This window comes from Infirmifilum sp. (genome assembly GCF_049970975.1).
In the GTDB taxonomy this organism is placed as follows: domain Archaea; phylum Thermoproteota; class Thermoprotei; order Thermofilales; family Thermofilaceae; genus Thermofilum; species Thermofilum uzonense.
On the sequence record NZ_JBMFLX010000019.1, the window covers coordinates 1 to 21,963 of the forward strand.

The 21,963-nt window shown below is 49.0% G+C and carries 22 protein-coding genes and 1 pseudogene; 11 read left to right on the forward strand and 12 right to left on the reverse strand.

Going from position 1 to position 21,963, the window contains the following annotated elements:
- The 6 genes and pseudogenes from ACP5KC_RS04585 to ACP5KC_RS04610 all read right to left on the reverse strand — a co-directional run.
- Positions 1–459, reverse strand: a pseudogene (locus ACP5KC_RS04585) (HAD family phosphatase); the annotation flags it as partial.
- A 138-nt stretch (positions 460–597) separates the two neighbouring features.
- Positions 598–1,362 carry an ABC transporter ATP-binding protein gene (locus ACP5KC_RS04590; protein ID WP_273434497.1) on the reverse strand — a complete coding sequence of 255 codons (765 nt, stop codon included), beginning with the start codon at positions 1,360–1,362 and terminating at the stop codon, positions 598–600.
- Positions 1,355–2,419 carry an iron ABC transporter permease gene (locus ACP5KC_RS04595; RefSeq protein WP_273434460.1) on the reverse strand — a complete coding sequence of 355 codons (1,065 nt, stop codon included), beginning with the start codon at positions 2,417–2,419 and terminating at the stop codon, positions 1,355–1,357. Before ACP5KC_RS04595 ends, ACP5KC_RS04590 begins: the two co-directional genes overlap by 8 nt.
- Entirely contained in the window at positions 2,403–3,536 is a 1,134-nt protein-coding gene (locus tag ACP5KC_RS04600; RefSeq protein WP_428286889.1) for an ABC transporter substrate-binding protein, read from the reverse strand. The genes ACP5KC_RS04595 and ACP5KC_RS04600 overlap by 17 nt, the downstream gene beginning before the upstream one ends.
- A 12-nt stretch (positions 3,537–3,548) precedes the next feature.
- Entirely contained in the window at positions 3,549–4,217 is a 669-nt protein-coding gene (locus ACP5KC_RS04605) for an FmdE family protein (protein WP_424739158.1), read from the reverse strand.
- Positions 4,218–4,377: 160 nt separating this feature from the next.
- Entirely contained in the window at positions 4,378–5,187 is an 810-nt protein-coding gene (locus tag ACP5KC_RS04610; protein ID WP_273434465.1) for a hypothetical protein, read from the reverse strand.
- Positions 5,188–5,444: 257 nt separating this feature from the next.
- Between ACP5KC_RS04610 and ACP5KC_RS04615 the strand changes: the two genes are divergently transcribed.
- Together ACP5KC_RS04615 and ACP5KC_RS04620 are read left to right on the forward strand one after the other, a co-directional pair.
- Positions 5,445–6,443 (forward strand): DNA double-strand break repair nuclease NurA, encoded by a 999-nt coding sequence (locus ACP5KC_RS04615; protein ID WP_191118685.1) that lies wholly within the window; start codon positions 5,445–5,447, stop codon positions 6,441–6,443.
- Between the two features lie 5 nt (positions 6,444–6,448).
- Positions 6,449–8,071: an ATP-binding protein gene (locus ACP5KC_RS04620; RefSeq protein ID WP_052883764.1), complete on the forward strand. Its 1,623-nt coding sequence runs from the start codon at positions 6,449–6,451 to the stop codon at positions 8,069–8,071.
- On the opposite strand, the gene ACP5KC_RS04625 is transcribed toward ACP5KC_RS04620, so the two are convergent.
- Entirely contained in the window at positions 8,068–8,481 is a 414-nt protein-coding gene (locus ACP5KC_RS04625; RefSeq protein WP_428286890.1) for a hypothetical protein, read from the reverse strand. The two genes, ACP5KC_RS04620 and ACP5KC_RS04625, sit on opposite strands and share 4 nt — an antisense overlap.
- 69 nt (positions 8,482–8,550) lie before the next feature.
- Between ACP5KC_RS04625 and ACP5KC_RS04630 the strand changes: the two genes are divergently transcribed.
- The 8 genes from ACP5KC_RS04630 to ACP5KC_RS04665 all read left to right on the forward strand — a co-directional run bounded on the left by ACP5KC_RS04630 (position 8,551) and on the right by ACP5KC_RS04665 (position 16,516).
- The gene (locus ACP5KC_RS04630; RefSeq protein ID WP_428286891.1) at positions 8,551–9,933 is read left to right on the forward strand and encodes an SLC13 family permease; all 1,383 of its coding nucleotides are present in this window, start codon (positions 8,551–8,553) and stop codon (positions 9,931–9,933) included.
- Positions 9,934–10,017: 84 nt separating this feature from the next.
- The gene (locus ACP5KC_RS04635) at positions 10,018–10,437 is read left to right on the forward strand and encodes a hypothetical protein (RefSeq protein WP_273434471.1); all 420 of its coding nucleotides are present in this window, start codon (positions 10,018–10,020) and stop codon (positions 10,435–10,437) included.
- Between the two features lies 1 nt (position 10,438).
- Positions 10,439–11,320: a P-loop NTPase gene (locus tag ACP5KC_RS04640; protein ID WP_273434472.1), complete on the forward strand. Its 882-nt coding sequence runs from the start codon at positions 10,439–10,441 to the stop codon at positions 11,318–11,320.
- Positions 11,317–12,300 (forward strand): ATP-binding protein, encoded by a 984-nt coding sequence (locus ACP5KC_RS04645; RefSeq protein WP_273434474.1) that lies wholly within the window; start codon positions 11,317–11,319, stop codon positions 12,298–12,300. The genes ACP5KC_RS04640 and ACP5KC_RS04645 overlap by 4 nt, the downstream gene beginning before the upstream one ends.
- Positions 12,301–12,314: 14 nt before the next feature.
- On the forward strand, positions 12,315–12,656 hold the full coding sequence (locus ACP5KC_RS04650) for a NifB/NifX family molybdenum-iron cluster-binding protein (protein ID WP_052883758.1): 342 nt from the start codon (positions 12,315–12,317) through the stop codon (positions 12,654–12,656).
- A gap of 59 nt (positions 12,657–12,715) precedes the next feature.
- A complete protein-coding gene (locus ACP5KC_RS04655; protein ID WP_424739143.1) occupies positions 12,716–13,540 on the forward strand; it encodes a DUF3267 domain-containing protein in 825 nt (274 codons plus the stop codon).
- Between the two features lie 80 nt (positions 13,541–13,620).
- Positions 13,621–15,051: an alpha/beta fold hydrolase gene (locus ACP5KC_RS04660; protein ID WP_273434478.1), complete on the forward strand. Its 1,431-nt coding sequence runs from the start codon at positions 13,621–13,623 to the stop codon at positions 15,049–15,051.
- A 175-nt stretch (positions 15,052–15,226) separates the two neighbouring features.
- On the forward strand, positions 15,227–16,516 hold the full coding sequence (locus tag ACP5KC_RS04665) for a glutamine synthetase family protein (RefSeq protein WP_273434480.1): 1,290 nt from the start codon (positions 15,227–15,229) through the stop codon (positions 16,514–16,516).
- Between the two features lie 129 nt (positions 16,517–16,645).
- On the opposite strand, the gene ACP5KC_RS04670 is transcribed toward ACP5KC_RS04665, so the two are convergent.
- The 5 genes from ACP5KC_RS04670 to ACP5KC_RS04690 form a co-directional block, all read right to left on the reverse strand.
- The gene (locus ACP5KC_RS04670; RefSeq protein WP_273434482.1) at positions 16,646–18,331 is read right to left on the reverse strand and encodes a hypothetical protein; all 1,686 of its coding nucleotides are present in this window, start codon (positions 18,329–18,331) and stop codon (positions 16,646–16,648) included.
- Between the two features lie 84 nt (positions 18,332–18,415).
- Entirely contained in the window at positions 18,416–19,522 is a 1,107-nt protein-coding gene (locus ACP5KC_RS04675) for a glycosyltransferase family 4 protein (protein WP_424739125.1), read from the reverse strand.
- Entirely contained in the window at positions 19,507–20,307 is an 801-nt protein-coding gene (locus tag ACP5KC_RS04680; RefSeq protein ID WP_424739122.1) for a UbiA family prenyltransferase, read from the reverse strand. The genes ACP5KC_RS04675 and ACP5KC_RS04680 overlap by 16 nt, the downstream gene beginning before the upstream one ends.
- Before the next feature lie 9 nt (positions 20,308–20,316).
- Positions 20,317–20,712, reverse strand: a complete 396-nt coding sequence (locus tag ACP5KC_RS04685) for a hypothetical protein (protein ID WP_273434488.1) — start codon at positions 20,710–20,712, stop codon at positions 20,317–20,319.
- 49 nt (positions 20,713–20,761) lie between these two features.
- On the reverse strand, positions 20,762–21,451 hold the full coding sequence (locus ACP5KC_RS04690; RefSeq protein ID WP_424740950.1) for a hypothetical protein: 690 nt from the start codon (positions 21,449–21,451) through the stop codon (positions 20,762–20,764).
- 104 nt (positions 21,452–21,555) lie between these two features.
- On the opposite strand from ACP5KC_RS04690, the gene ACP5KC_RS04695 reads away from it, so the two are divergent.
- Positions 21,556–21,831: a hypothetical protein gene (locus ACP5KC_RS04695; RefSeq protein WP_191118680.1), complete on the forward strand. Its 276-nt coding sequence runs from the start codon at positions 21,556–21,558 to the stop codon at positions 21,829–21,831.
- Positions 21,832–21,963: the final 132 nt, after the last annotated feature.

A 21,963-nucleotide genomic window follows, 5' to 3' on the forward strand; every position in this document is an offset into this window, starting at 1 on the left:
TAGCTTTGAAGCCCCCTTTCCACTCACATCAAAATCGAAGAGATCTGATAGACGATTCTCACCTATTTTTTCACGTGTAGCTATATAGAGAACATTCTTGGAGGCAGATGCCAGGATTTGTAGAAAACCCTCCTTACGCGAGGACTGAATGAATTCTACAACCTTCCAGTTAACCCTGTACTCACCTCTACTCACCATATCAAGGTAGATCTTCGTCTTGTAGTCTGCAAACTCTTTGAGTATTTCTTCGCCGCGCCGTGCAAGTAGGTCTGGTGCAAGTTTTTCGAGGATATTCTTAGCTCCCTCTAGCCTTGGCCTCCCTGAAACATAGCTTGCGTAGAAAGAGCTGTCGAAGCCCTGAATCCCATACTTTAGGCTGGCTTGACGCCAGGCCTCCTCGTGCGGCGTTAGCGCAATGACACCGTCAAAATCCCACACAAAAACAATTTTAGACTTCATTAAGAATTTACTACCGGAAGTGGTATATATTATTTTTACAAAATAACTTGTTATCACCCTAACATACAGCTAGGAATGTCAAGAAAACTCAGAAAACGACAAGACCAGGTTAATTTTGATTATATCCTCTCAAGCCCTCTAAAGCACATGGGGATCTTCCGGCAGAACTGCCCGAAACTCTTTGAGGACTTTCAGCTTGACCCCGTAGACAGGCTCCAATATATCCTCCCTTATAACGTCGCTTGTGCGGCCCGCAGCGAAGACCTGCCCATCCTTCAAGATGAGCGTTTTGTCCGCATAGCGGTAGGCGTGTGTAAGGTCATGGAGACTCATGATTACCGTGGTCGAGAAGTTTCTACTCAGACTTCTCAAAGTCTCCAAGATCTCAATCTGGTGTTTCGGGTCTAGGCTCGATGTTGGCTCGTCTAGGAGCAGCACTTTGGGCTCAGAGGCTAGAGCCCTGGCTATGACGACTCGTTGAAGCTCTCCCCCGCTAAGCTGGTCTAGCCGCCTGGTTATCAGGTGGTCGGCCCTAAGCATTTTTAGGGCTTTGAGTGAGATATTGTAGTCTTCCCGGCTGTAGTCCCACGAGGCATAGGCCCTCCTTCCGGTGAGCACGAAGTCCAGAACAGGCATCGCGAAGTTTACTTCGAGTCGTTGGGGAGCGTAGCCTATGATCTTGGAAAGCTCCATTTTTGGTATCCTGTGCACCTCTTTACCGTCTAGGTAGACGGCCCCAAGCTTCGGGTTGAGAATCCCGCACATAGTCTTCAAGAGCGTGGTCTTACCGCTACCATTGGGCCCTATAAGTGCGAGGACCTCTCCAGCCTCGACTTCTACGTCTACCGTGTTCAGGGCCTTGAACGACCCATAGTATACTGTTACCCCTCTTACCCTAATCATTCCCACTCCTGTTCACCCTAAATAGTAGGAATACGAGGAGTGGCCCCCCGATGAAAGAGAGAAGAATACCTACGGGTAGCACGAGGGGGGCTAGGAGCGTCCTGGAGAGCAGGTCAGACCACGTCAATAACAGTGCCCCGGTTAACATCGCTCCCGGGATTTGGAACTTGTGTCTCCCCCCGACTATCATCCTTGTCACATGGGACGATAAGAGACAGAGGAATGCTAGAACACCTACAAAGGCTGTTGCCAGTGCTGTTCCAAGAGCTGATATGATTACAGCTGTGAGACGCATCTTTCGTGGCTCCACGCCCGAGGCCTTGGCCAATTCGTCTCCAAAGACTATTAAGTCTAGATCCTTGTGTAGCGCAATGTACATGGCTGCAAAGAGCGGGAAGCCCACGAGAAGAATCGTAAGCTCACTCCAACCCACTTTTCCAAGGTCTCCGAAGGTCCAGAATATCACGGTTGCAAGCTGGACCTCGTCTAAAACAAGGTATTGCATGAAGTATAGTATGGCCTGATACGTGAAGCTGACAGCGATTGACGCTAGTACGAGGGCTCTCGTGTCAAGGCCAGCCCACCAGGAGAGTAAGAGGATTAAGACCACTTGAAAGGCTGCAAAGATAAAAGCGAAGAACGCGACGAAGAACGGCCTCGTGAAACTTATAATCCATGCTCCGCCAAGCCCCCCTACTTGGAGCAGAAGGGAGACAGCTACCCCGAGCGCTGCAGCATGAGATATTCCGAGCGTGAAGGGGGAGGCTAGAGGGTTTCTGAAGCTGGCCTGGGCCAACATGCTACCGCCACCTATAAGTGCTCCTACTATGACTGCGGCTATAACTCTCCGGAACCTTAGAGCTACTACCAGCCCTGCATCCGTCTGAGAATTACCGAACAGATACGAGAGCACGTCCCAGGGCTTGTAAACAGTTCCAAATGCAACTGCTATAGGTATCGAGAAGATTAGAAGAATTGAGAGAAGAAATAGGGAGAAAAACCTCCTTTTATCCAGGTGGGTTAACACGTGCTCGATGCCGCTAGCACTTGAAGACATCGCTCAGGTCACCAAAGCCTCGCTTAAGGCCAGTCACGAAGTCTTGGTATAATGGCTTCCCCAAGAACTTTGAGTATATCTCGTCGGCCTTCGCCGCTGGGTCCACATCTTTAAACTTGTCGGGATAAAGCACCTTCCCAATGAAGTAAGCATCTGCAATTGCAGTGGCGACGTTGGTGTGGTAGTAGTTAAAGGGTAGTATAGCGTAGACCTTCCCAGACTTGAACGCGTTCAAGCTGCAATACTTAGCTTTATCCTTGTTGAAGTCGTCGAGGACAGTCTTGAGGTTGTTAAGGTCTATGAACACGTATTCAGGCTGCTTCTTCAAGATGAACTCAAAGTCCAAGCTTATGAAGCCTGTCTTCCCTGTCTCGTCGGCTATGCTGGGGGTTTTCAAGAGGGAGAGGGGCGGGAACTTGCCCTGTGTAGCCGTAAAGGGCTGTGCACCCTTATAGGATACTGCTCCAACGTACACGCTAGGCTTCTGCTCGACACCCTTCACTCGGCTCTCCAGGTCAGATACGAGGCTATCCACGTAGGATGAGAGCTCTGCGGCCCTGCTCTCTTTCCTGAGAACTTTGCCTAGCAGGGTTATTGCCTTCTTGAACTCAGTGGTGTTCAGGTAGCCTGCAACACCGTAATCGAGGACTATGACGGGTGCCCCGACCTCGGATGAAAGCCTGTCGGGGTCGTATAAATCGACATAGACCCTTGACATGATGACGAGATCGGGTTTCACGCTGCGCAGGAGCTCGGGGTTCGGAGCCTCCCTTGGTCCACCGGGGCCTATAACCGGGAGATTTTTGAATTTTTCGTAGTAGACCATAGCATAATCTCTACCTACAGGGTTCCAGCTCTTCTCAGCGTTCTCTACACCAGCCAGCATGTCCACCGCGTTCAAGTAGCAGACCAGCCGTAGCATACCTGGACCTATGGCCACGATCCTCGAGACATTTGTAGGTACCTTCACCGTCCTGCCCGCATAATCAGTGACCTCAATGTATTTGGGAGCCTGCTCCTGTTGTGCAGGACTAGACCAGTTCGTTATTAAGATGTACGCTCCGATAAGTACGATTATTATTACAATCGCAGCCATTATTAATTTACGGGTATCCATACCATCCCACCTTTAAAACGGCACATGGAAAGAGTTCACAATACCCCTACCGATGACGGCGGGGACATCTAAGCCTGCGCATTTCGCACAGTAAGGCTTCCCATCTAGATAGAAGACCCTGTCAGCCCTTACCAGCTCTCCACAGGACACGCACCTTACGCTCTCGAAAATGGGGGCTCTCTCAATTACCTGTTTAAGGGACACCTCCTCGATCTTGAAAAACTCCTCGGATAAGTCGGCCATCTTGTAGCCGATCTCCTCCCATATCTTCGCTAGTTCCTCAGCCTCCTCCTTCGAGCCTTTTCGCTCGACAACTACTTTCCTCCAGAGCTCGCTCCCCCTGCTTGGGAATAACTCGCGAACCTTGTCGCTATGAACGTATATTCTTACACCTTTACCCGTATCTCTCCTGTAGAAGGTTACAGCATTTTTCCCAGTGTCTAAGTATATAAGAGAATTGTTCCCGAGAGTGCAGCCACTAGCTACCTGTACGCCATCAGCGAAACAGTTGTTTGCCTCCACTATCGCTATCACGTCTTCCCTAATGGTTTCAGCCTCGCCCGGCCTTCGTAGCCCGAGTTTCGAGAAGCCTATCTCTGTGGCTCTGAGCCCAAGAACAAGAAAGGGGCACACATGCCCGTGAAATGCTTTTGCTTTCTGGACCAACTCACGCGAAACCATGTTCCCCGCCGTATCGTATTATAAAATGATCATTTAGTATTAATAAACATTTCCGTGAACTCCTGACAGCCGGCTTAAAGAGCTTAAACACGTCTAGATGAGAGCTAAATTTGGGATCTATTCCCGGGATGAAAGGCTGAATATCGACATTTAGAACAGCTTATGGAAGGTGGATGCTTAAGGGCTCCTCCGGCTTTGGAGGGGCTGGAGGGGGCCTCGACACTCCGAGCTTCACTCTTGCCTCTGCTATAGCTGTGCCCAACTCTGTAAGCTTTACAATCCTGTTTCTCCCTTCCCGCGAGCGCTTCAGGAGGCCCCTCTCCTCCATGGATGCCACGATTCTGCTGTAAGTCGCCTTGATAACGGGATCCCTAGGATCCTCGCCCATCCATTCGATAAGCTTTGTTATGCTTTCCGCTGAACCATTCTTAGTGTAAAGCGTTACAAGTATGTCGACCTCTCGCTCGTTCTCGTAGACTTCTATCCTCTTTGAGGGCGCTTCAACCTCGAACACGGCGCCGAGCTGTAGGTTGTCCTTCCGTGCTATGAAGTCGGCGAACTCAGGAGTGTCGGGGTCGGGGATGAACTCGCCCTGCTGCTGTGGCTGGACAGCGTATATCCGCGCGTTTGCGAACATCATCGTGATGACTGTTACCGTGGACGCCATGTAGGGGGGCATGTCTGTTATGTCGATGAGTATCTCTTTGTCCTTCTCGTATTCCAGAATCATGTAGAAGGCGCTTGCTACGCTCGAATAGCTGAGAGGGTTGACCTTTACTAGCTTAGGCTTAAAGTAGGATAGCTGATCCTGTAGGCGTTTTAAGTTATACCTAGAGACAGCTCCGTACCTATCAGGCTTAGCATCGTAGACAAGGTATACTCTCTCGATAGGGTATCGTAGCCTTATCTGCTCGAACCCCTGGAAGACCAGGTTTGGGTGGAAGCCGATGTAATGCACTGTGACTACCATGACGCCCACGGTAACAGTTGTATATTACAGTAATAGCAGCGAGCCACTAGTATATATAGATAGTGTAACTGTTGCAAAGAAAAACTACAGTAGCATTTTAATGCAACTTTTCTCCCTAAACTCTCCCACGTAAAAGTACGCTTAAAACGTTACCGTTTTATCAACTTGATACAGTCTCAATACGTGTTTTTTGTAATTCAACGGAGTTATCTTCGAAACCTATTATAAAAAGTAAAAAGCTTTATGAGACGAGAGACATGGCGATGCTACATAGCTCAGGCTATATCGACCCCGACGTAAAGATCTTAATCGAGAAACTTGCCCAGGTCTACAAGCTCGGCGGGAAGAGCAAGCAGTTAACACTCGATGGAACCCCTTCAAGGCCGTATCCAGTAGCAAGGATAAACGGCGTGAAGGTTAGAGGGCCACCGATAAGCGAGGCAAGGTTTAGAGTTCTAGAAGAAATCCCCCATGACTTCGAAGTTGTGGCTGTGGACGCAGCTGCTCGTATATTATTCGATGCAGGTTCATACAAGATAGTCGCGGCGAAGGTCGTAGCAGGCGTCTGGAAAGGCGTACAGCGGATAAAGCTTCTCGGCCCGTACAAGCGTCTTCAACTGTTCGATGACTTGAAGCAGGCAGGCGACTGGCTAGCCGAGGTGGAGCTTGAAGCAGTCCTGCGCCTAGCCCGGGAACACAACTCATCTTTTATTCTTCTAGACAGGCCTCTAGTCTTCAGTCGTGGTTCACGGGCAGCTAGGGCCTATGAGATGATTTTAAGGAAAAACTGGAGGATCATAGGGATCCCGAAGACGACCTCCCTTAAGGTTTCAAGTGGAGAAAGCCTGGTGGGCTATCTCTACCGGCTCGGCGAGAAGTACTTTAAGGGTCTACCCTGGGTGTATTACCCTGTATTCGAGTCAAGCAAGATCCAGCCGGGCGGGCTGTCAGTATCGGTGGCTAGGCTATCAGGCGAGGCTCCGCCTTTCCGCGTGGACACGCCTTTCGTTATGGCTGAGAGGCTTGACGCCGAGGAGACCGCCTCGATACTCGCATACCTCCAAGACTTCTCGTCGCCAGGATATCCTTTACCGCTGAAGATTGTCCATGAGCTTTCAAGGATAAGTGAAAACGAGCTTGACCTTGATAGATCACTCTTGATGGAGGATCTCTCTCGTAGCGGCTTGTCTGTTAGGCTTGTCGAGGATGCTGCTGGATCCGAGTACAAGTCGAGGTATATCTGGGGTATGAGCTAGTAGGGGTGATTGACCTGGGAAAGCTGGGAGTAGTAACATGGGTTGAGGGGACCACGGTTAGGTTTAGGATAGCGGAGGGCGCTAGGGTCGAACGGGGGATGCTCGCCAAGGTAGAGGACTCGGGGAGGAGGTTCATCGTTAAAGTGGTGGACTTCAGGCCTGAGAGCCTCCTGAGCGCGGCCGAGGTAGCAGTGATTAGTAGTAAGGCCGATAAAGGCGAGAGAGTCAACCTTCGAGACAAGGATCTACGTCTGTACGATACCGCTATAGGAGTAATTGTAGCCCAGATCGACCCCGACGGAGAGGCTCATGGTCCTACCAGTGTACCATCAATCTTCTCGAGCGTCGAATTCCTCGACAAGGATGACCTTGAAAAACTCAAGCTTCACACGGGAGACATACCTATAGGCTACATCAGGTTCGGACACGACCAGGTCGACATGATTGTGACACTTGACGGGCAACGCGTAATACCTCATCATATACTCGTCGTAGGGGGGACGGGTGCAGGTAAGAGCAACTTTGGCCGCGTTTTTGCGGCATCAATACTCGACACGAAGGGTAAGTACAGCTTAGTCGTCTTTGACTGTGAGAGTGAATACCTGTTAGGCTCCCGGCCGGGTGAGATGGGGCTGGCGCATCTCCCCCTATCTGAGGAATATCTTTTCCTTGTAACTGGCAGGGTTAACAGGCCGGGTCGCCTCCGGGTAGAACTCCCAGAGCTTGGTGAAGTTCGAAGTATTCCCGCTTATCCCTTAAAGATGGACGTTGGAAGACTCAAGCCCCATGACTTTACCTTGACTGGAGAGTTTTCGGGGCCTCAGGAGGAGTTGCTGTGGCTTGCCTATAAAAATTTCGGGGAGGACTGGGTATACTCTCTCCTGACAGCCGACGCTAGGAGCATTTACGCCCGATTGGGAAGGCTTACAGCCGTTAACACAATTAACGTTACGAAGAGAAAGGTAAAGCACCTTGTTGGTGACGGGGACATCTTCTGCAGGGAGTGCGACTACGACCTAGCGTCAGCAATACTCTCTATGGTCGCGAAGGGCAGGGTCGTGCTAATCGAGACTCCCTTCGCCTCCGAGGGAGAAGAGAAGCTGCTGGCCACCGTTATAGCTGAGAGGATATTTAGGAGCTACGAGGAGATGAGGAAAAAGCTTCCTGACAAGTGGGTCACGCTCCCCCCGGTTTTAATCATGGTGGAGGAGGCCCACAGGTATCTAAGCGCTCAGGCTTTGGGAGGCAAGGGCGAAGTCCGCGAGAACATATTCTCGATCATAGCGAAGAGGGGCAGGAAGTATAAGGTTGGGGGATTATATATTACTCAGATGCCGAGCGAGCTGATGGAGGCTGTTGTGAGACAGGCGCTGACCAAGATTGTGCTCTCGCTTCCTACGCGTCCCGACTACTCCATGATAATAAATCACTCTCCCTACCTCGACGAAGCGGAGAGCGAGATAAAGACGCTTGATCGAGGAGAAGCTGTCGTGGTTAGCCAGCCCAGCGGTTTCCGTTTTGCAGTCTCTATAAAAGTGTTCCCTTATGAAGAATACTGTTCAAGACTCATCGAGAAGCATAGGGCCTCACAGCTAATCCAGAAGCCCGTTGCCGGAGAGGAGGCCTAGCCGAGCTTTTCCTCGATTCTAAAAATCGCAATAGCTTCTGCAGCCACATAGAAGAGTAGTCCTCCCGCGATGAAAAGGACACCTGCAAGGGGGGCGCTTATGAGCGTGATGGCTCCCACGAGAAGATCCAAGAGACCAAGGGATTTGAACCTCGACTCTCGATACCATTTATCTAGAACGATTGATATCGTCCCAGCCGATATCAAGTTTAAGGTGACCATGGGGAGGATTTCAGCAGCATCCTGCCATATTGGGGATCCCCTGAGAACGGAGTGCGCTAAGCGTAATGCCTGATATATTGCAAACACTATTGAGAACAGGACTGCCACACGCGTCACGACTTCGCCTGCCTTGAGGAAATAACGCGCAGTCTGTATGACTGAAACCGGGATTTTCTGTTGGGCACTCACCGGAGACACACTTATGACGTTAGAGCTGGAAAAAATATATTTTTTCCCGATAGACGCCTAAGTGGGAAAATGTCCAATGTTCAAAACCTCGTAGCTGTTCTCAGCGTCCTTCTTGTTTCGCTAGTTTCGCTCCTAGTCTCAAGTCTTCTTGGCTTGCCGACAAATACACTTCTAGCGCTAAGCATATTCCTAGCAGAGATTTCAGCTACCCTTCTACTGTGGGATAATAGGTTATCCGTCGCCTTCATAGGAGTAAGCCTGTTAATCCTAACAGGTAGCCTGACACTGGAGAGCTTCCTGAAATACGCCAACCTCGACGTGATATTTTTCCTAGCCGCGATGATGATCCTAGTGGGAATCTTGGAGGAAAGGGGGTTCTTCGACAGTATAGTCTCGTTAACGATATGGGCTGCTGGAGGCAATGGCTTGCTCTTGTATGCAGTAATTATTTTACTCTCCTTTGCCCTTGCAGCGGTTATAGACGAGGTCACATCGATTGTTATAATGATTTTCTTTGTTCTCTCCCTAGCGAGGCAAGCACAGGTTAACCCGATCCCTCTTACCCTTGCGTGCATTTTTGCAACTAATATTGGGAGTAGCGCTACGCCCATTGGAAACCCTGTGGGAGTCCTCATAGCGTTCAGGGCCGGTCTATCCTTTGAGGAGTTTTTAAGGTGGTCGCTGCCAATCTCCTTCCTGGATGTAGGCCTGTTGATTGTTCTGAGCATGCACTTTCTTCGAGACGAGTTACGTGATTTTGTGAGGAAGATTTCCCTTAATATAAAATCGGAGGGGTTTAAAACGTACGATGGTTTCCTAGTTGACGCTGCACTTTTTCTACTCACACTGGTATTCCTGGCTATCCACCACCAGTTGGAATACCTCCTCGGCCTCGAGAAGAACTCGATGCTTCTTGCGATTCCCTTTATCTCAACAGGCATATCTATAATTGTTTACCCTCAATCCGCATCCAGAGCTTTACGCGAGCGTGTCGAGTGGCCTACTCTCCTCTTCTTTACGCTGTTGTTTGCATCAGTCGGCTCGCTAAAATCGACCGGGTTCATCGACTACCTCAGCAGAATCATCCTTGAGAATACTGGATCTTCGCTCTTAGAAAACATGGTCCTAATGACTACACTGACCAGCATGATCTCCCCGCTAATGGATAATGTAATCGCTGTCTCATTATTACTACCCGTGGTTGAGAGTCTAGGTAAGGCCGGCTTACGAGTCTATCCGCTGTACTGGGTTATGCTTCACTCAGCCGTCATCTCAGGGAATCTAACCCCAATAGGCAGCACAGCGAATATTGTAGCACTGGGGTTGCTCGAGAGATCAGGGTATAGGAAACCCTCGCTAACTGAGTGGCTAAGGCATGGTTGGTTGGCTACATTACCCCCACTCATTGTCTCATTCACCCTCTTAAGCCTACAGGCAAACCTTATGCCCTAGTATAGTCTCAGCCTTTGTGTCGACGAGAGGCAGCCCTTGGGTTGTGAGCAAAATTCAAATAATGCCATTGGAATATAGTCATGCATGTCTAGTGTTGGTGTTCTAGAAGGTTTCGATGCTTTTCGATACGTGTTGAGTAAGGCTGGGTGCCTACACCCTTTCAGGGCAAGCAGGATCATAGCATTAGCCGAGCTGAGGTACATCGAAGAGACAAATGAGAGATTAACGAACCTGATTTACGTGGAGGGGCCTGGGGCCTTCTACGTGGAAGGCTTGAAGGAACCCGTGGAAGAGGACCCTTGCTTTAAGAGGAGGAAGCCCGAGAAGGGCCACGGGTGCATAGAATACCTCTGCTCGGAACCATCGATCCGGGAAAACCTAAGAAGGTATTTGGACCAAGCCATTATGGTCGCTTCCCAACTTGACGACCGAGCGCTCAATGAGATGGTGGTTAAACACCCCTTATACAAAAAACTTTTCTCACGAACTACCATGAGTGGTTGATATGTTCCGGGTTGCGGTGACAGGCGGTAAAGGAGGAACAGGGAAGACATTTGTAGCCGTAAACATCGCCTCGCTTCTCGCAAGGAGGCATCAAGTCGTGCTAGCAGATCTCGACATTGAGGCTCCAAACGACCACATACTGCTCGGCGTAGATGAGCTAGGTGAGGGTGAAGACATAAAGTTATTTCTCCCGTTCATAGACACATCGCGGTGTACCTCTTGCGGTGTATGCGCCAAGGTCTGCGACGCAGGAGCTTTATTAATGCCGGGTAAGAGCCCGCCCCTTGTGCTGCCGCGGCTCTGCAGCGGATGCATGGCTTGTTACTATGCATGTCCCTATAAGGCGATAATCCCGGGATACCATGTCCTAGGGCACATACATATCAACAAGGTACATAAAGGTGATTCATCCTTAACCCTAGTCACAGGGATACTCCGAGAGGGAGAAGAGCACATAGCTCCGGGCGTGTACCGGGTCAAGATGAGGGCTCTCTCCCTTCAGACAGAGGTTCTTGTCATCGATACAGGTCCCGGCACTGGAAATCACATATCCATAGCACTCAAGGACTCGGACGTGGTGATAGTGGTGACAGAGCCCACACCTCTTGGAAGGCACGACATGGAGGCAATCCTTAAGATCGTAAAAAACTTGGGCTTGAGGACTTGGCTTGTGATAAATAGAGACGGGATCGGTAACGCCGAGGAATCCATAAAGATAGCCTCCTCTTATGGCGTAGAGAATATTTTCCGGATACCATATCACAGGGATGCAATAGAGTCTTACTATGCGAGAGTCCCAGTAATAGCCTTGAAGCCCGAGTCACCCGTTTCGAAGATCTTTCTACAGATGGCTGGGCTGCTGGAGGAGGTGATGGCGCAGTGAAACAAAAGGCTTACGAGATCGTCGTCGCTAGCGGTAAAGGTGGCGTTGGGAAATCCACGATAACGGCGTCACTACTAGTACTCCTATCCAGGCATGGCTACAAGCTTCTGGGCGCAGATGCTGACGCAGAAGCACCTAACCTTCACATATCGCTTGGTGTAGCCGACTGGGATCGGGTTGAGCCATACTACGAAGGAAGGGTTGCTTACATTCAGGACGAGCTATGCACACAGTGTGGTCGTTGCCTTGAAGCATGCCAGTTTGGAGCAGTAGAAATTGTTAATGGAAGATACAGGATTAATCCCTGGATCTGTGAGGGCTGCTACACGTGTAGCTTTGTGTGTCCAGTGAAGGCTGTGAGGTTCAATCGTGGGGTGGTGGCGGGATACCTGAAAGTTAAAGAGAGGACACGATATGGTTTTCCATTGGTTTCAAGTGAGAGCATGCCTGGCAGACCGAACAGTGGGAAGCTTGTCACGGAAACCAAGAACATCGCAAAGAAGATGCTAGGGAGCGAGGGGCTTATCTTTATAGATGCGGCTGCAGGGATTGGCTGCCAGGTAATCTCGAGCCTGGTAGGGGCAAGCGCGCTGCTTATGGTTGCTGAGCCTACGCCAACCAGCCTAAGTGACCTGAAAAGGTTGCACACCTTAGCTCGTCACTTCAGGATTCCCTCCATGCTGGTGATAAACAAGGCTGACCTCGATGAAAGCTACAGGTTAAAACTCATAGAGTATGCCCGCGAGTGGAGAATCGATTACCTGGGAGACATCCCTTATGATGAAAAAGTACCACAGTCTCTGGAGAGAATGACTCCCATAGTGGAGGCATCGCCGGATTCCCTTGCCTCTAAAGCATTATTCCAGCTGGCAGAAAGGCTGAGGGAGATAATAGAGGACATGGATGAGTGGAGGATCAAGCACCTACCGCCTAGACAGGAACCATTCGTTCCGAAAGTTATAAAGCCTGAGGGTAGATAATAAGGGGTGTTCATATGAAGGTGGCAATAGCTACTAATAGGGGAGGGCTGGACGACGAGATAGCTGACAGGTTTGGGAGAGCTCCTACATTCACCATTGTAGAAATCGATGATACAAACCATGAGATAAAGAGAACTTATGTTGTAGAAAATCCTGGTAGCATCGCGGGAAGCGGGGCAGGTATAAAGGCTGTCCAGAAGCTCATCGAGGAGGGGGTAAGTATCGCTATAGGTCCAAACCCTGGCCCGAATGCCCTGGTAGCGCTTGAGAGTTCTGGAATAAGAGTATATTCTTATGTCGGCTTAAAGGCTCGCGAGGCGCTTGAGAAAGTTCTCCAGGAACTAAGGCAAGCCTGACTCAGGTGACGAAAGAAATATTTTGTTTAGCAAATCCTTAGCTGACAGGTTAATCCCTCATGGTCAGTGATGATTGTGTACACGTAACGCTGGACAAGTTTATGCTCCCGCTGCTTTCAATAGGTTTCCTACTTGTCCTGTTCTCTCTGGGTGTTCTCCAGCACATGTACCCTGCGGCTGGTCTAAGCTCACCGTCAAGCTACGGTTACCCCTTATGGCTTGAGATCGCGGTTGCCGCAGTGCTCACCACTGTATTACATGAAGGCATCCATATCCTCTTCATGAAGAAACTGGGAAGCGGAAAGACCAGCATAAGACCATTCATGTTTAAACGATATATCCCATTGGGAGTATCTGTAGGCTTTACCAATTATCTCTCAGTTAAACGGTGGAGTATTGTAGCTATTGCCCCGCTAATTATCCTCTCACCAGTCTCTCTAGTTGCTTCCGGCCTCGAGACTCCCGTTACGAATATCCTAAAGTTTGTTTTTGTCTTCAACACCTCTGGAAGCGCGGGAGACCTTATTCTTTTAGCCATTACGTTGAGCGCGGGCCTAGACGCCAATGTGAAGGATGAAGGGGAAGCGCTTGCAATCTGCAACGGCAGACCCAGACTAGCCGCAATACTTTTCCTTGAATACGCAGCGACTACCATCCTGAGCTTCCTAGCACTCGGCTTTCTCGCAATCACTATGGCCTCCCTTCTTGGTAAAAACATTTACGTTGGCCCTCTAGAACTCGCAAGGTTCGAAGCGAGTCAAAACCAGGTATCCGCGAGCACGGGCCCAGGTGTGATTGTTGTAGCCATTATACTTTCCCTCTTATATATAGTAATCAGCGGCACTCGTAGGGCCCGGAAAACCCTGGAATCAATGCAGAAGTAATCCTGTTGAAGACAGGCTCCTTGCAGACTAATAAACTCATAAATTTATAAGGGAAGCCTCTATTATATAATAAGCTTAGCATGAGACTAATCCTTTTACTCGTGTTACTGAGCTTGTACCTTGCATTAACACTTGCAATAATCAATTTGGATTCAAACATAACGTCCCAGGAGGGTTACTTGGCATCTAACGGCTCTATACTAAGGTATAAAATATGGTATAATAAAGACCTGGCTTCGCCTAGGACGGTCGTGTTCTTGTTTCATGGCTTCGGGGGGAGCTCTGAGATGATGAGCTGGATCGCCGTGGAACTTGCGAGAAACGGTTTCCTTGCAGTAGCCTACGACACCCGTGGTCACGGTAAAAGTTCTGGGAAACTAAGCTATAATACAAGCGTGATTACAGGTGACTACAAGGCTCTCATAGAAGCATTGAATTTGACTCAAGCCAACATTACGCTAGTAGGGCACAGCATGGGTGGTGCCGCCGTGCAGCTCCTAGTCCAGGAGGGGTTCCCGGTTAAAAACCTCATTGTAGTAGCATCGCAGCCACGGCTGAACCCGTCACCCGTGCGCTCCCTACTAGTTCTGGCAAAGCTTGACGAGATATTTAATCCTTCGAGCTTAAACTTGTCGAGTTTGATCGGATGGAGGATTGTTATCCTTCCTTGCGAAGACCATTTATCAGTCCTATACTCTCCAAGGGCAATTCAGGCAATCCTGGATTATTTAACCCCCTACGAGAATGTTAACATGTCTGGTCTAAGGCTTGCTGTGACTCTCGCAAGAAGCTTCACACTCCTTGTGCTCTTATCGATTCTCCCCCTCTACCTGACTGGTTCATCCATAGCCCCTAGACCTAAGGGTGAAACGAGAAAAGTCGTTCTAGCTGCCACTCTAGCTGCATCCTTGGCCCCACTAACGTATATTTTGTTTGCAAAAGTTACCTCAGCGCCCATAGCTGCATATATACTCTCCGTGCTCCTACTTCAAGCACTAGGGTCGCTAGTCGCAGTCAAGCCATACCGGGAGATCATCATTACCACGGTTAGGAGTCTAGAACTCCAATACGTTTCAAAGGGACTACTAATGGGACTCGTAATATACCTCATTTTATACGAGACACTACAGCCTTTCATGAACGTGTCTCCCAGCATAAGCCGGGTATGGCTCTTCCTATCAATGCTCGTAATCATAACCCCCACGGTATTCCTATTTGAAATGCTGGGAAGACCTCAACTCATAGGCGCTAGCCTCCTAGGTTCCATAGCTAAATCATTCATTACAAGATCTCTAGGGTTTCTAGCCGCCTGGCTCGTGGTTTCAGCCATAATGCCTGCTGGTTTTGCTGGGTACCTCTTAATAGTGACTTTTATGAGCCTCATACTACTCCTTCCCATCGAGTCTGCTGCCACGGTCTGGGTATACAAAGGAGGCTCGCCCTGGGTCAATGTTGTATGGATATCTCTTGTATTAGGATTGATCTTGAGTGCTGTAACTCCCCTTGTTTAAACTTGAAGAGAAGTAAGAGGAGTTACTCATCTATACTTCCGTTGAAAAGTATCCTTGTTGAAAAAGATAGGAATTCTAGTAAAATTGAAGAGTATACTGTAGGGTTTATGTCTTATTGTATTATATTCAGCTTTCCATGACTAAAGAATTAATCATTTCAATTTAGAAATGCTATATGCGGAGAGTAGAAGTAATAGAGGACTTTGAAAGGCAGTTTAACAATCTTAGATCCAAGAGCATAAGATATTTCGAGGTCGCATTTCAGGATCTATCGGGAGTAATTAGAGGCAGGATATTAAAACCTGGCAAAGCCGATGACATCTTGAAAGGGTTCCGCGTAGATGCCTTTAGTACAGGTTTCACGAGCGTGGAGAATTCTGATGTCCATCTTCTTCCAGACCCCCATACACTCAGGCTTTATAGGACACGAATGGGTATTGTAGGTTTCCTTATAGGTGACTTTTATATTGATGGGAAACCCTTTGAGCTATACCCGCGAAATGCACTCAAGGAGGTTGTAGGAGGCCTTAGGAAGGAGTTACTACTTGGTGCTGAGCTTGAGTTTTACCTTGCACGTAACTACAAGCCCCTGGACATGGGAGGGTATATGGATTTGTCTCCTTACACGGTGAATCATGAAGTCTTATTAGAGATTATAGAGAATGCTAGGGAGGCTGGAGTCGAGGTAAAGGCGGGACACCATGAGGTGGGTCCAGGCCAGTATGAGATTGTACCGCCTCCAATGAATCCCTTAGAACTAGCAGATACCGTCGTCTTCTTAAAGAAACTTGTATGGGAGACCGCTGCTAGGAGTGGTTTACAGGCAACCTTCATGCCGAAGCCTTTTGAGGGTCTACCCGGTAATGGAATGCATCTCCACATATCCTACGTTAGTGGTGGCCGAAACCTTCTCGTCGAGGAGGGAGAACTTACTAGCATGGGGTCAAGCTTAATAGGAGGCCTATTAACCTATGCTAGACCCTTCACACTACTGACTAACCCGACCGTTAACTCATATAAGAGGCTGACACCTGGATTTGAGGCCCCCGTTTATCTTTCATGGGGGAGGGGTAATCGCTCGACAATGATCAGGGTTCCTGTGGGGCTGGAGGGACTCTCCGGTACCGTTGAGTTCCGACTCCCAGACTCGTCGGGCAACATATACTTGAAGGTGTTGTCCACAGTTTTTTCAGTTTCCAAGGGCCTTGAAGATAACATCAAGCCGCCCCCTGAGTGTCATTGTAACGTCTTCGAATCCAAGGGTTTGGAACGCGTGCCTCAGAGTCTTGGGGAGGCGCTTGAAATCGCTGGTAAAGGTGTCAATGGTATCGAGCCCTTAAAGCCATTCATAGAAAAGATATCGGAGGCCAAGAGAAAAGAGTGGATAGCCTACCTGCAATCTCTAAACGGGCATGACCATGGAAGCGTGACACAGTGGGAGATAAAAGAATATTTTTACCGGTAACTCGGATCCCTAACGCCTTACATTCCCCGTATATGATTAGAGCAGTTTTCATGATAGAAGAACCTTTACTTGGATTGAGTCGATACTTAAAAAATGTTTAAGTGTACCGGAAACAATTTCGGATCCTGCTCAAGGCTCAAGGAGATTTATTATCTTATCATCGCTGACACATATCGTAACCTTTGAGCCCTCCCCCACCTTCAGCAGTTTCACGAATTGTGTGAGTCCGATCTCGGGGGTCGCGAAGAATGTTTTTCCCTGAACCTCTATCGCTATATAGGTGTCACCCTTGTATACGAACTGGGCTACATGGCTTACTGTGCCCGTAACAAGCCTGCAGGGCTGCTTTAAGGGTTGCTCTGTCAGCCTTAACGCAAGGACGGTGTGCAAGAAATCCTGGAAGGTGCCATAGTCTGGATGATACTGGTAGATCTTCATGGACTGTGGGTTTGTCGCGTTGACTATAGCTATACCCCATAGGGTCACTATGTTTGTCTGCGCGTAGATTGGTACGATCCAGTAATAGCCGTCGAGATAGATGAGCTGGGAGTATTTAGCGTAGAGATATCCCCCGCTTATCGCTGGGAGCTTGCCCTGGACTAGCGACTGGATGTAGTAGGGACTATAGATGCCGATGCTCTTAACGTTGTAGTAATAAGCACCTGTGTTGTTTACCAGGATCAAGGAGACTATACTGTTCGGGTTTTGAGGGCTAACACCGAAATATACACGTACCGTTTCTCCCCTGCTTCCCGGTATCAATAATGTCATGTTGAGCAAGTCTTGACTGTAAGGGCTCGCAGGTATCCAGAGGAACCCCCTCGGAAAGAATGAGAAAGTCACAGGGTTTTCGTCCGCGAGGTGGTAAAGCCACTTCTCGATATACCAGTTAAAATATTCCCAGTCGTAGTCCTCGGGTAGGTGCGTATCCCCGCTAAACTGGGGTATAACCTTGAAGCCTCCATCCTCGCTATACACGTAGACTGAGTCGGGAAGCTCAACAAGTCCGAAGCCTCCGAGCCTATTCACGCATGCGGCGAAGTATGCTTTCCCGTCGTGAATGAACGGGTAGGTATTCCCGATGGGCTGTGCAGTCGCGAGGAATGTCCTGAGGACGATGTCGTTCAACAACCAGAGGCCGCTGCCTACCGTCATGTGAACCGGGACAGACTTAACTTCTCCCGTTTGCACGTGTACTAGGATAATCTTGCTTACATAGTTTTGCGCTATTGTGTTCTGGGGGGTAACCGCGAAGACCCAGTAGGGGGTTCCGTTAACGATTATTTCCTCCCACTCGGATATCTTCTCGTTTGGGGAGAGCTGTGTGTGAGCTATAATGTCTGCCATCGCGTGACCGACGACCACGAGAGATGAAGGCCTGCTCAGATGGCTCTGAAGCTCCTTTAAATCTCCTATCTTGACGAGATTATGGCTCGTTACTGTCAGGTATCCTTTTGAGTAAAGCATGAGAGGTATGAATAGAAATAGGAAGACTAGGTATGCTATGAGTAGCTTAGGATGTTTGAGTGACAATAAGAAGAGATATACCAAGAGTGTAATCCAAGAGATGTAGAGGGGCGGTATGGCGGCGAGGAGAAAGAATAGAGCTATGATCACCGCTCCTGCCAAACCATATTTAAGGATATTTGTATTTATTACGCCTAGCCTTGAGAAGTAAATCGCAATCACGAAGGGGAGTAAGAGTAATGGTAGTAGTGAAAGCCAAGTAGAAGACAGGAGCGTGGAGATCGATAAGATTACACCTAAAAACGCGAGAAGAACACCACTTACAACACGCTTGCCAACGCTAGCCATAACAATCATGTTCTAACCGTAGTTTATTATATAAGAATTCTTGTATGAATAGGAATTTCAAAAATTGGGCCGAAGGACCTGCACCTAACCCATCCTAATATTTTCCCTGGGATAGTTCAAAGCCTCAATGTACATTTTCTCATACATGGCTCCCACGATGTCAATCGAGTATTTCTCCAGGGCTTTCCTCCTAGCATTCCAGGACATGAACCTCCAAAGACCGTCTTCCTGAGTTAGCTTTAAGATTGAGTCGGCCAAACCGGCGTGATCTCCAGGCTCGACTAGGACCCCGTTGAGGCCATGATCAACTATCTCTGGGATGCCCCCAACCCTTGTAGCTATAACCGGTGTTGCTGTAGCGAAAGCCTCTATGAGGACGACGCCGAAGCTCTCGCCAGAGATACTTGGAAGTACTAGAGCTCTTGCGCCCCTAAGTAGTTCAATTTTTAAGCCTTCATCCACTCTTCCAAGGAAGACCACATTTCTTAACCCGGAGGCAAGTGATTTCAGGTATTCCATCATATAACCCTCCCCTGCGATGACTATACGTGTAGTGTGTTCTTCTCGATGTAGAAGCCTTGCAGCCCTAATCAGGTTTTGAACGCCCTTCCTCCATACAAGTCTCCCTATGTAGATAACGTAGTCTCCCCTGAAATCCCCCATGCTTCTTGGCGCATACCTTTGCGTGTCAACGCCGTTAGGTATAACGCTTACGTTCCTCCATCCGAAGAATTTCTCCAGGAAGTGTGCTGCTGTCTTGCTTACAGCTGTGGCCCTTGTGGGCCTTATAATCCACCTGTGAGGAGTCAGATAAGACGCCGCGGCCCAGAGGTTAAAGTCACCCATTGGTGGTAGAGAGTGGTTTGTTGCTATACAGGGTATGTTGTACTTCCTGCAGAGCGCAAAGGCTAGAGCCGAGAAGGGCGTAAAGACGTGGTGGACGTGCACTATATCAGGTCTCAGCTCTTTTAAGGCTTCCCTTAAAAGGACGGGGTTCCTTATAGCTACGACGTGATCAAAGACTAAACGTGCTCTTCCATTAAAGGTTGGGAGGTTTAGTGCACTTGGTTCTCCGCAAACCACGCGTGCATCATAGCCTTTAGTCTGGAGCCAGCTGTAGAGAATCTTGACTTGAGAGGCTACACCGCCGGGCTTGTTAGGACACCAGGGGGAAACTAGTAGCACGCGCATATGGACACCAGGACAGGTAGACTGAGACCCGTTACGACTAAGAGGTCTATTCCTCTTTCCCAACTAAGAAGAGTACCGAGTAACGTTGAAGCCGCTAAGAGGACCAGCGTAAGGGTCGCATCATGCATAAAAGCCAGGAGGGCTCCGAGGCTTGAGGCAACTCCTGTCAGGTAGAGGAGAAACTTGGATAGACTTGGATACCTAACGGAGAGGGTATTGTCCCCTGCCAGTCCATCGTATTCTTTATCCTTTTCAAGGTTGCGCAGTTGCAGGAAGGCAGAGTAGAGAGAAGTAGTGGTCCCAGCAATTAATACGTTATGGGTTATAGTAGCTCCACTAATAGTGATGCCAGTTAAGAAGAGTAAGAGGCCAAAATATAACGAGTGAGACAGCACGTCCAGGCCGGCTTTTCCCTTGAGCCTTATCGGAGGAGCACTATAAAGGACTCCCAGGATAACCATGACCAGGTATATCGGGAAAACTCTCGGGTAGGCTAGAGCGACCAGTGCGGCTATAAACTGGTTCAGTATAACTACCTTGACGGCTCCGCTCCCACAGCCTCGTGTAAAGGGATTACCCTTAGAGTTGTTAAGCGAGTCGCCTTGAACATCATAAAAGTTGTTGACCGCAAAGGCCGTTGCTAGAAATGAGGCAACCATGTAGAAGCCTAGGAGCAAGGCCTGGGCATCCACCCTCCCATGCAGGACTCCCAGCAGCCACATCCATAGGTAAGCCCTCCATCCCCGAGGACGTATAGCTGCTATTACACATCTAGCAAGACTCATACATGACACCTACAGGATATTCGTGATTAGACTGTCGACTTGTCGCTTGATCAAACTCCTCAGAAAGTCCCTAAGCTCTGGTCTAGTAACCCTGGATGCCAGTTCATGATATGTGTTTAGAAGACTCTCGATCTGATTAGCTACGCTTGTGTCCCTTAAAGTGGAAAGAGCCCCCATTAGCGTTCCAGCAAGCCTTTCAACATCCTCGCTTACCCTGAGGTGTAACTTCTGTTTATGACGGGGGTCCCGCTCCACCTTCAGGAATCCTTCCTTGTTCAGGTTTCTGAGAATCTTGATGAGTCTAGCCTTTGAGATACGCCCCTTCATCCTCTGGTAGAGTTTGTTAACGCTTATATGAGGGGACCTTAATATCTCGAAGAGTACTTCGAACTCCTCCTCCGACATAAACTGGTTCTATATAGAACCAGTTCTAGATAAACCTAGCTATCCGTTTTCAGCCCTGGCCCCCTTCAAATTTAAGCTCAGGGCCTACAGTCACCGTGTATCGACCTGGCGGCAGGAATGAAACCTTCAACGTGAAGGCTACGCAGTAGCCACATGCCCCGCCGGGATCCTCCTGCAAGGCCAAACGGTAGTAAACCGATGTCTTAGTCCTGTTCACGAGGAGGGGTGTAACCTTGAAGCATTTACCACCTGGAAGGGGGAGCGTGACGTTAAGATAAGCAGCACCTTCATCTAACTTTGTCTTCATGGTTACCGGGCATATGTTCGACGACCTTATACCTTCGAGATAAACAACTTCAACCTTGAGATCTGAAGGGATCTCGGGCGGGGGCGCTCCAGGATAGGGGCCGCCTACAGCCTCGATTTCAAGATAGTAGGGCACAGGGTAGTATGTATAGGTAGGCGTCGTGTTCCAAGCCGGGCCTTGTGGGCTACCTGGGATCTCTAGGCTTGTGGATGCGTTGGAGACCTGGGAGGGTTGCTGGGGGTTACTCGTGTTGGGCTGACAGGTAGCTGGGGGCGTCGACTGGGGTGAAGGCCCCGAGACGGGGGAGGATGGGGTGACGTGTGAATGTTGTGAGCACTTGTCTAACAGAAAAAGCAGGGCTAGGTTGGAGGCTGCAAGAGCTAGGACGGCTACGAGCAGAGTAAGCATTTTTATGTCGATGGATCGAGACATTCCATGCTTGAAATTCAGGAACCTAAATATAAGTGTCGATAACTCAAAGTATAGCCTTGTATACCAAAAAGGTAATATCAGTAAAAAACAGGACAGTAAGGGGTATGTCCAGTAAACTCGCAATAGCCGTGAACAGGCTCAGACTCGCGCACGAGCTTAGGAGAAGAGGGGTCTATGTTAGGATGCATGCTTACGAGTATCTTCTAGGCTATAAGGGGAGAATAGCAGGTGTTCTACTCCTAGAACCCACTCGCAACAGGGCGAGCCTTTACCTTGTAAGCGGTGCGACGCAAACTGATCTGGAAATGATAGTAGAGGAAGCCCTGCGACAGATAGAGCCGGGGGTCCAGCTAGCCGTAAACACGCAGAGTAATTCCTAGTTTATAGATAAGTCCTCAAGAAAGTCAAGCTCTAGATTTCTGAAATGAATTTTGCAGTCATGATTGTAACAAGCATAATTGTAATAATCTAAATGCTACCTTTTCCATCTATAGGAAGACTGTGGCCAAAAC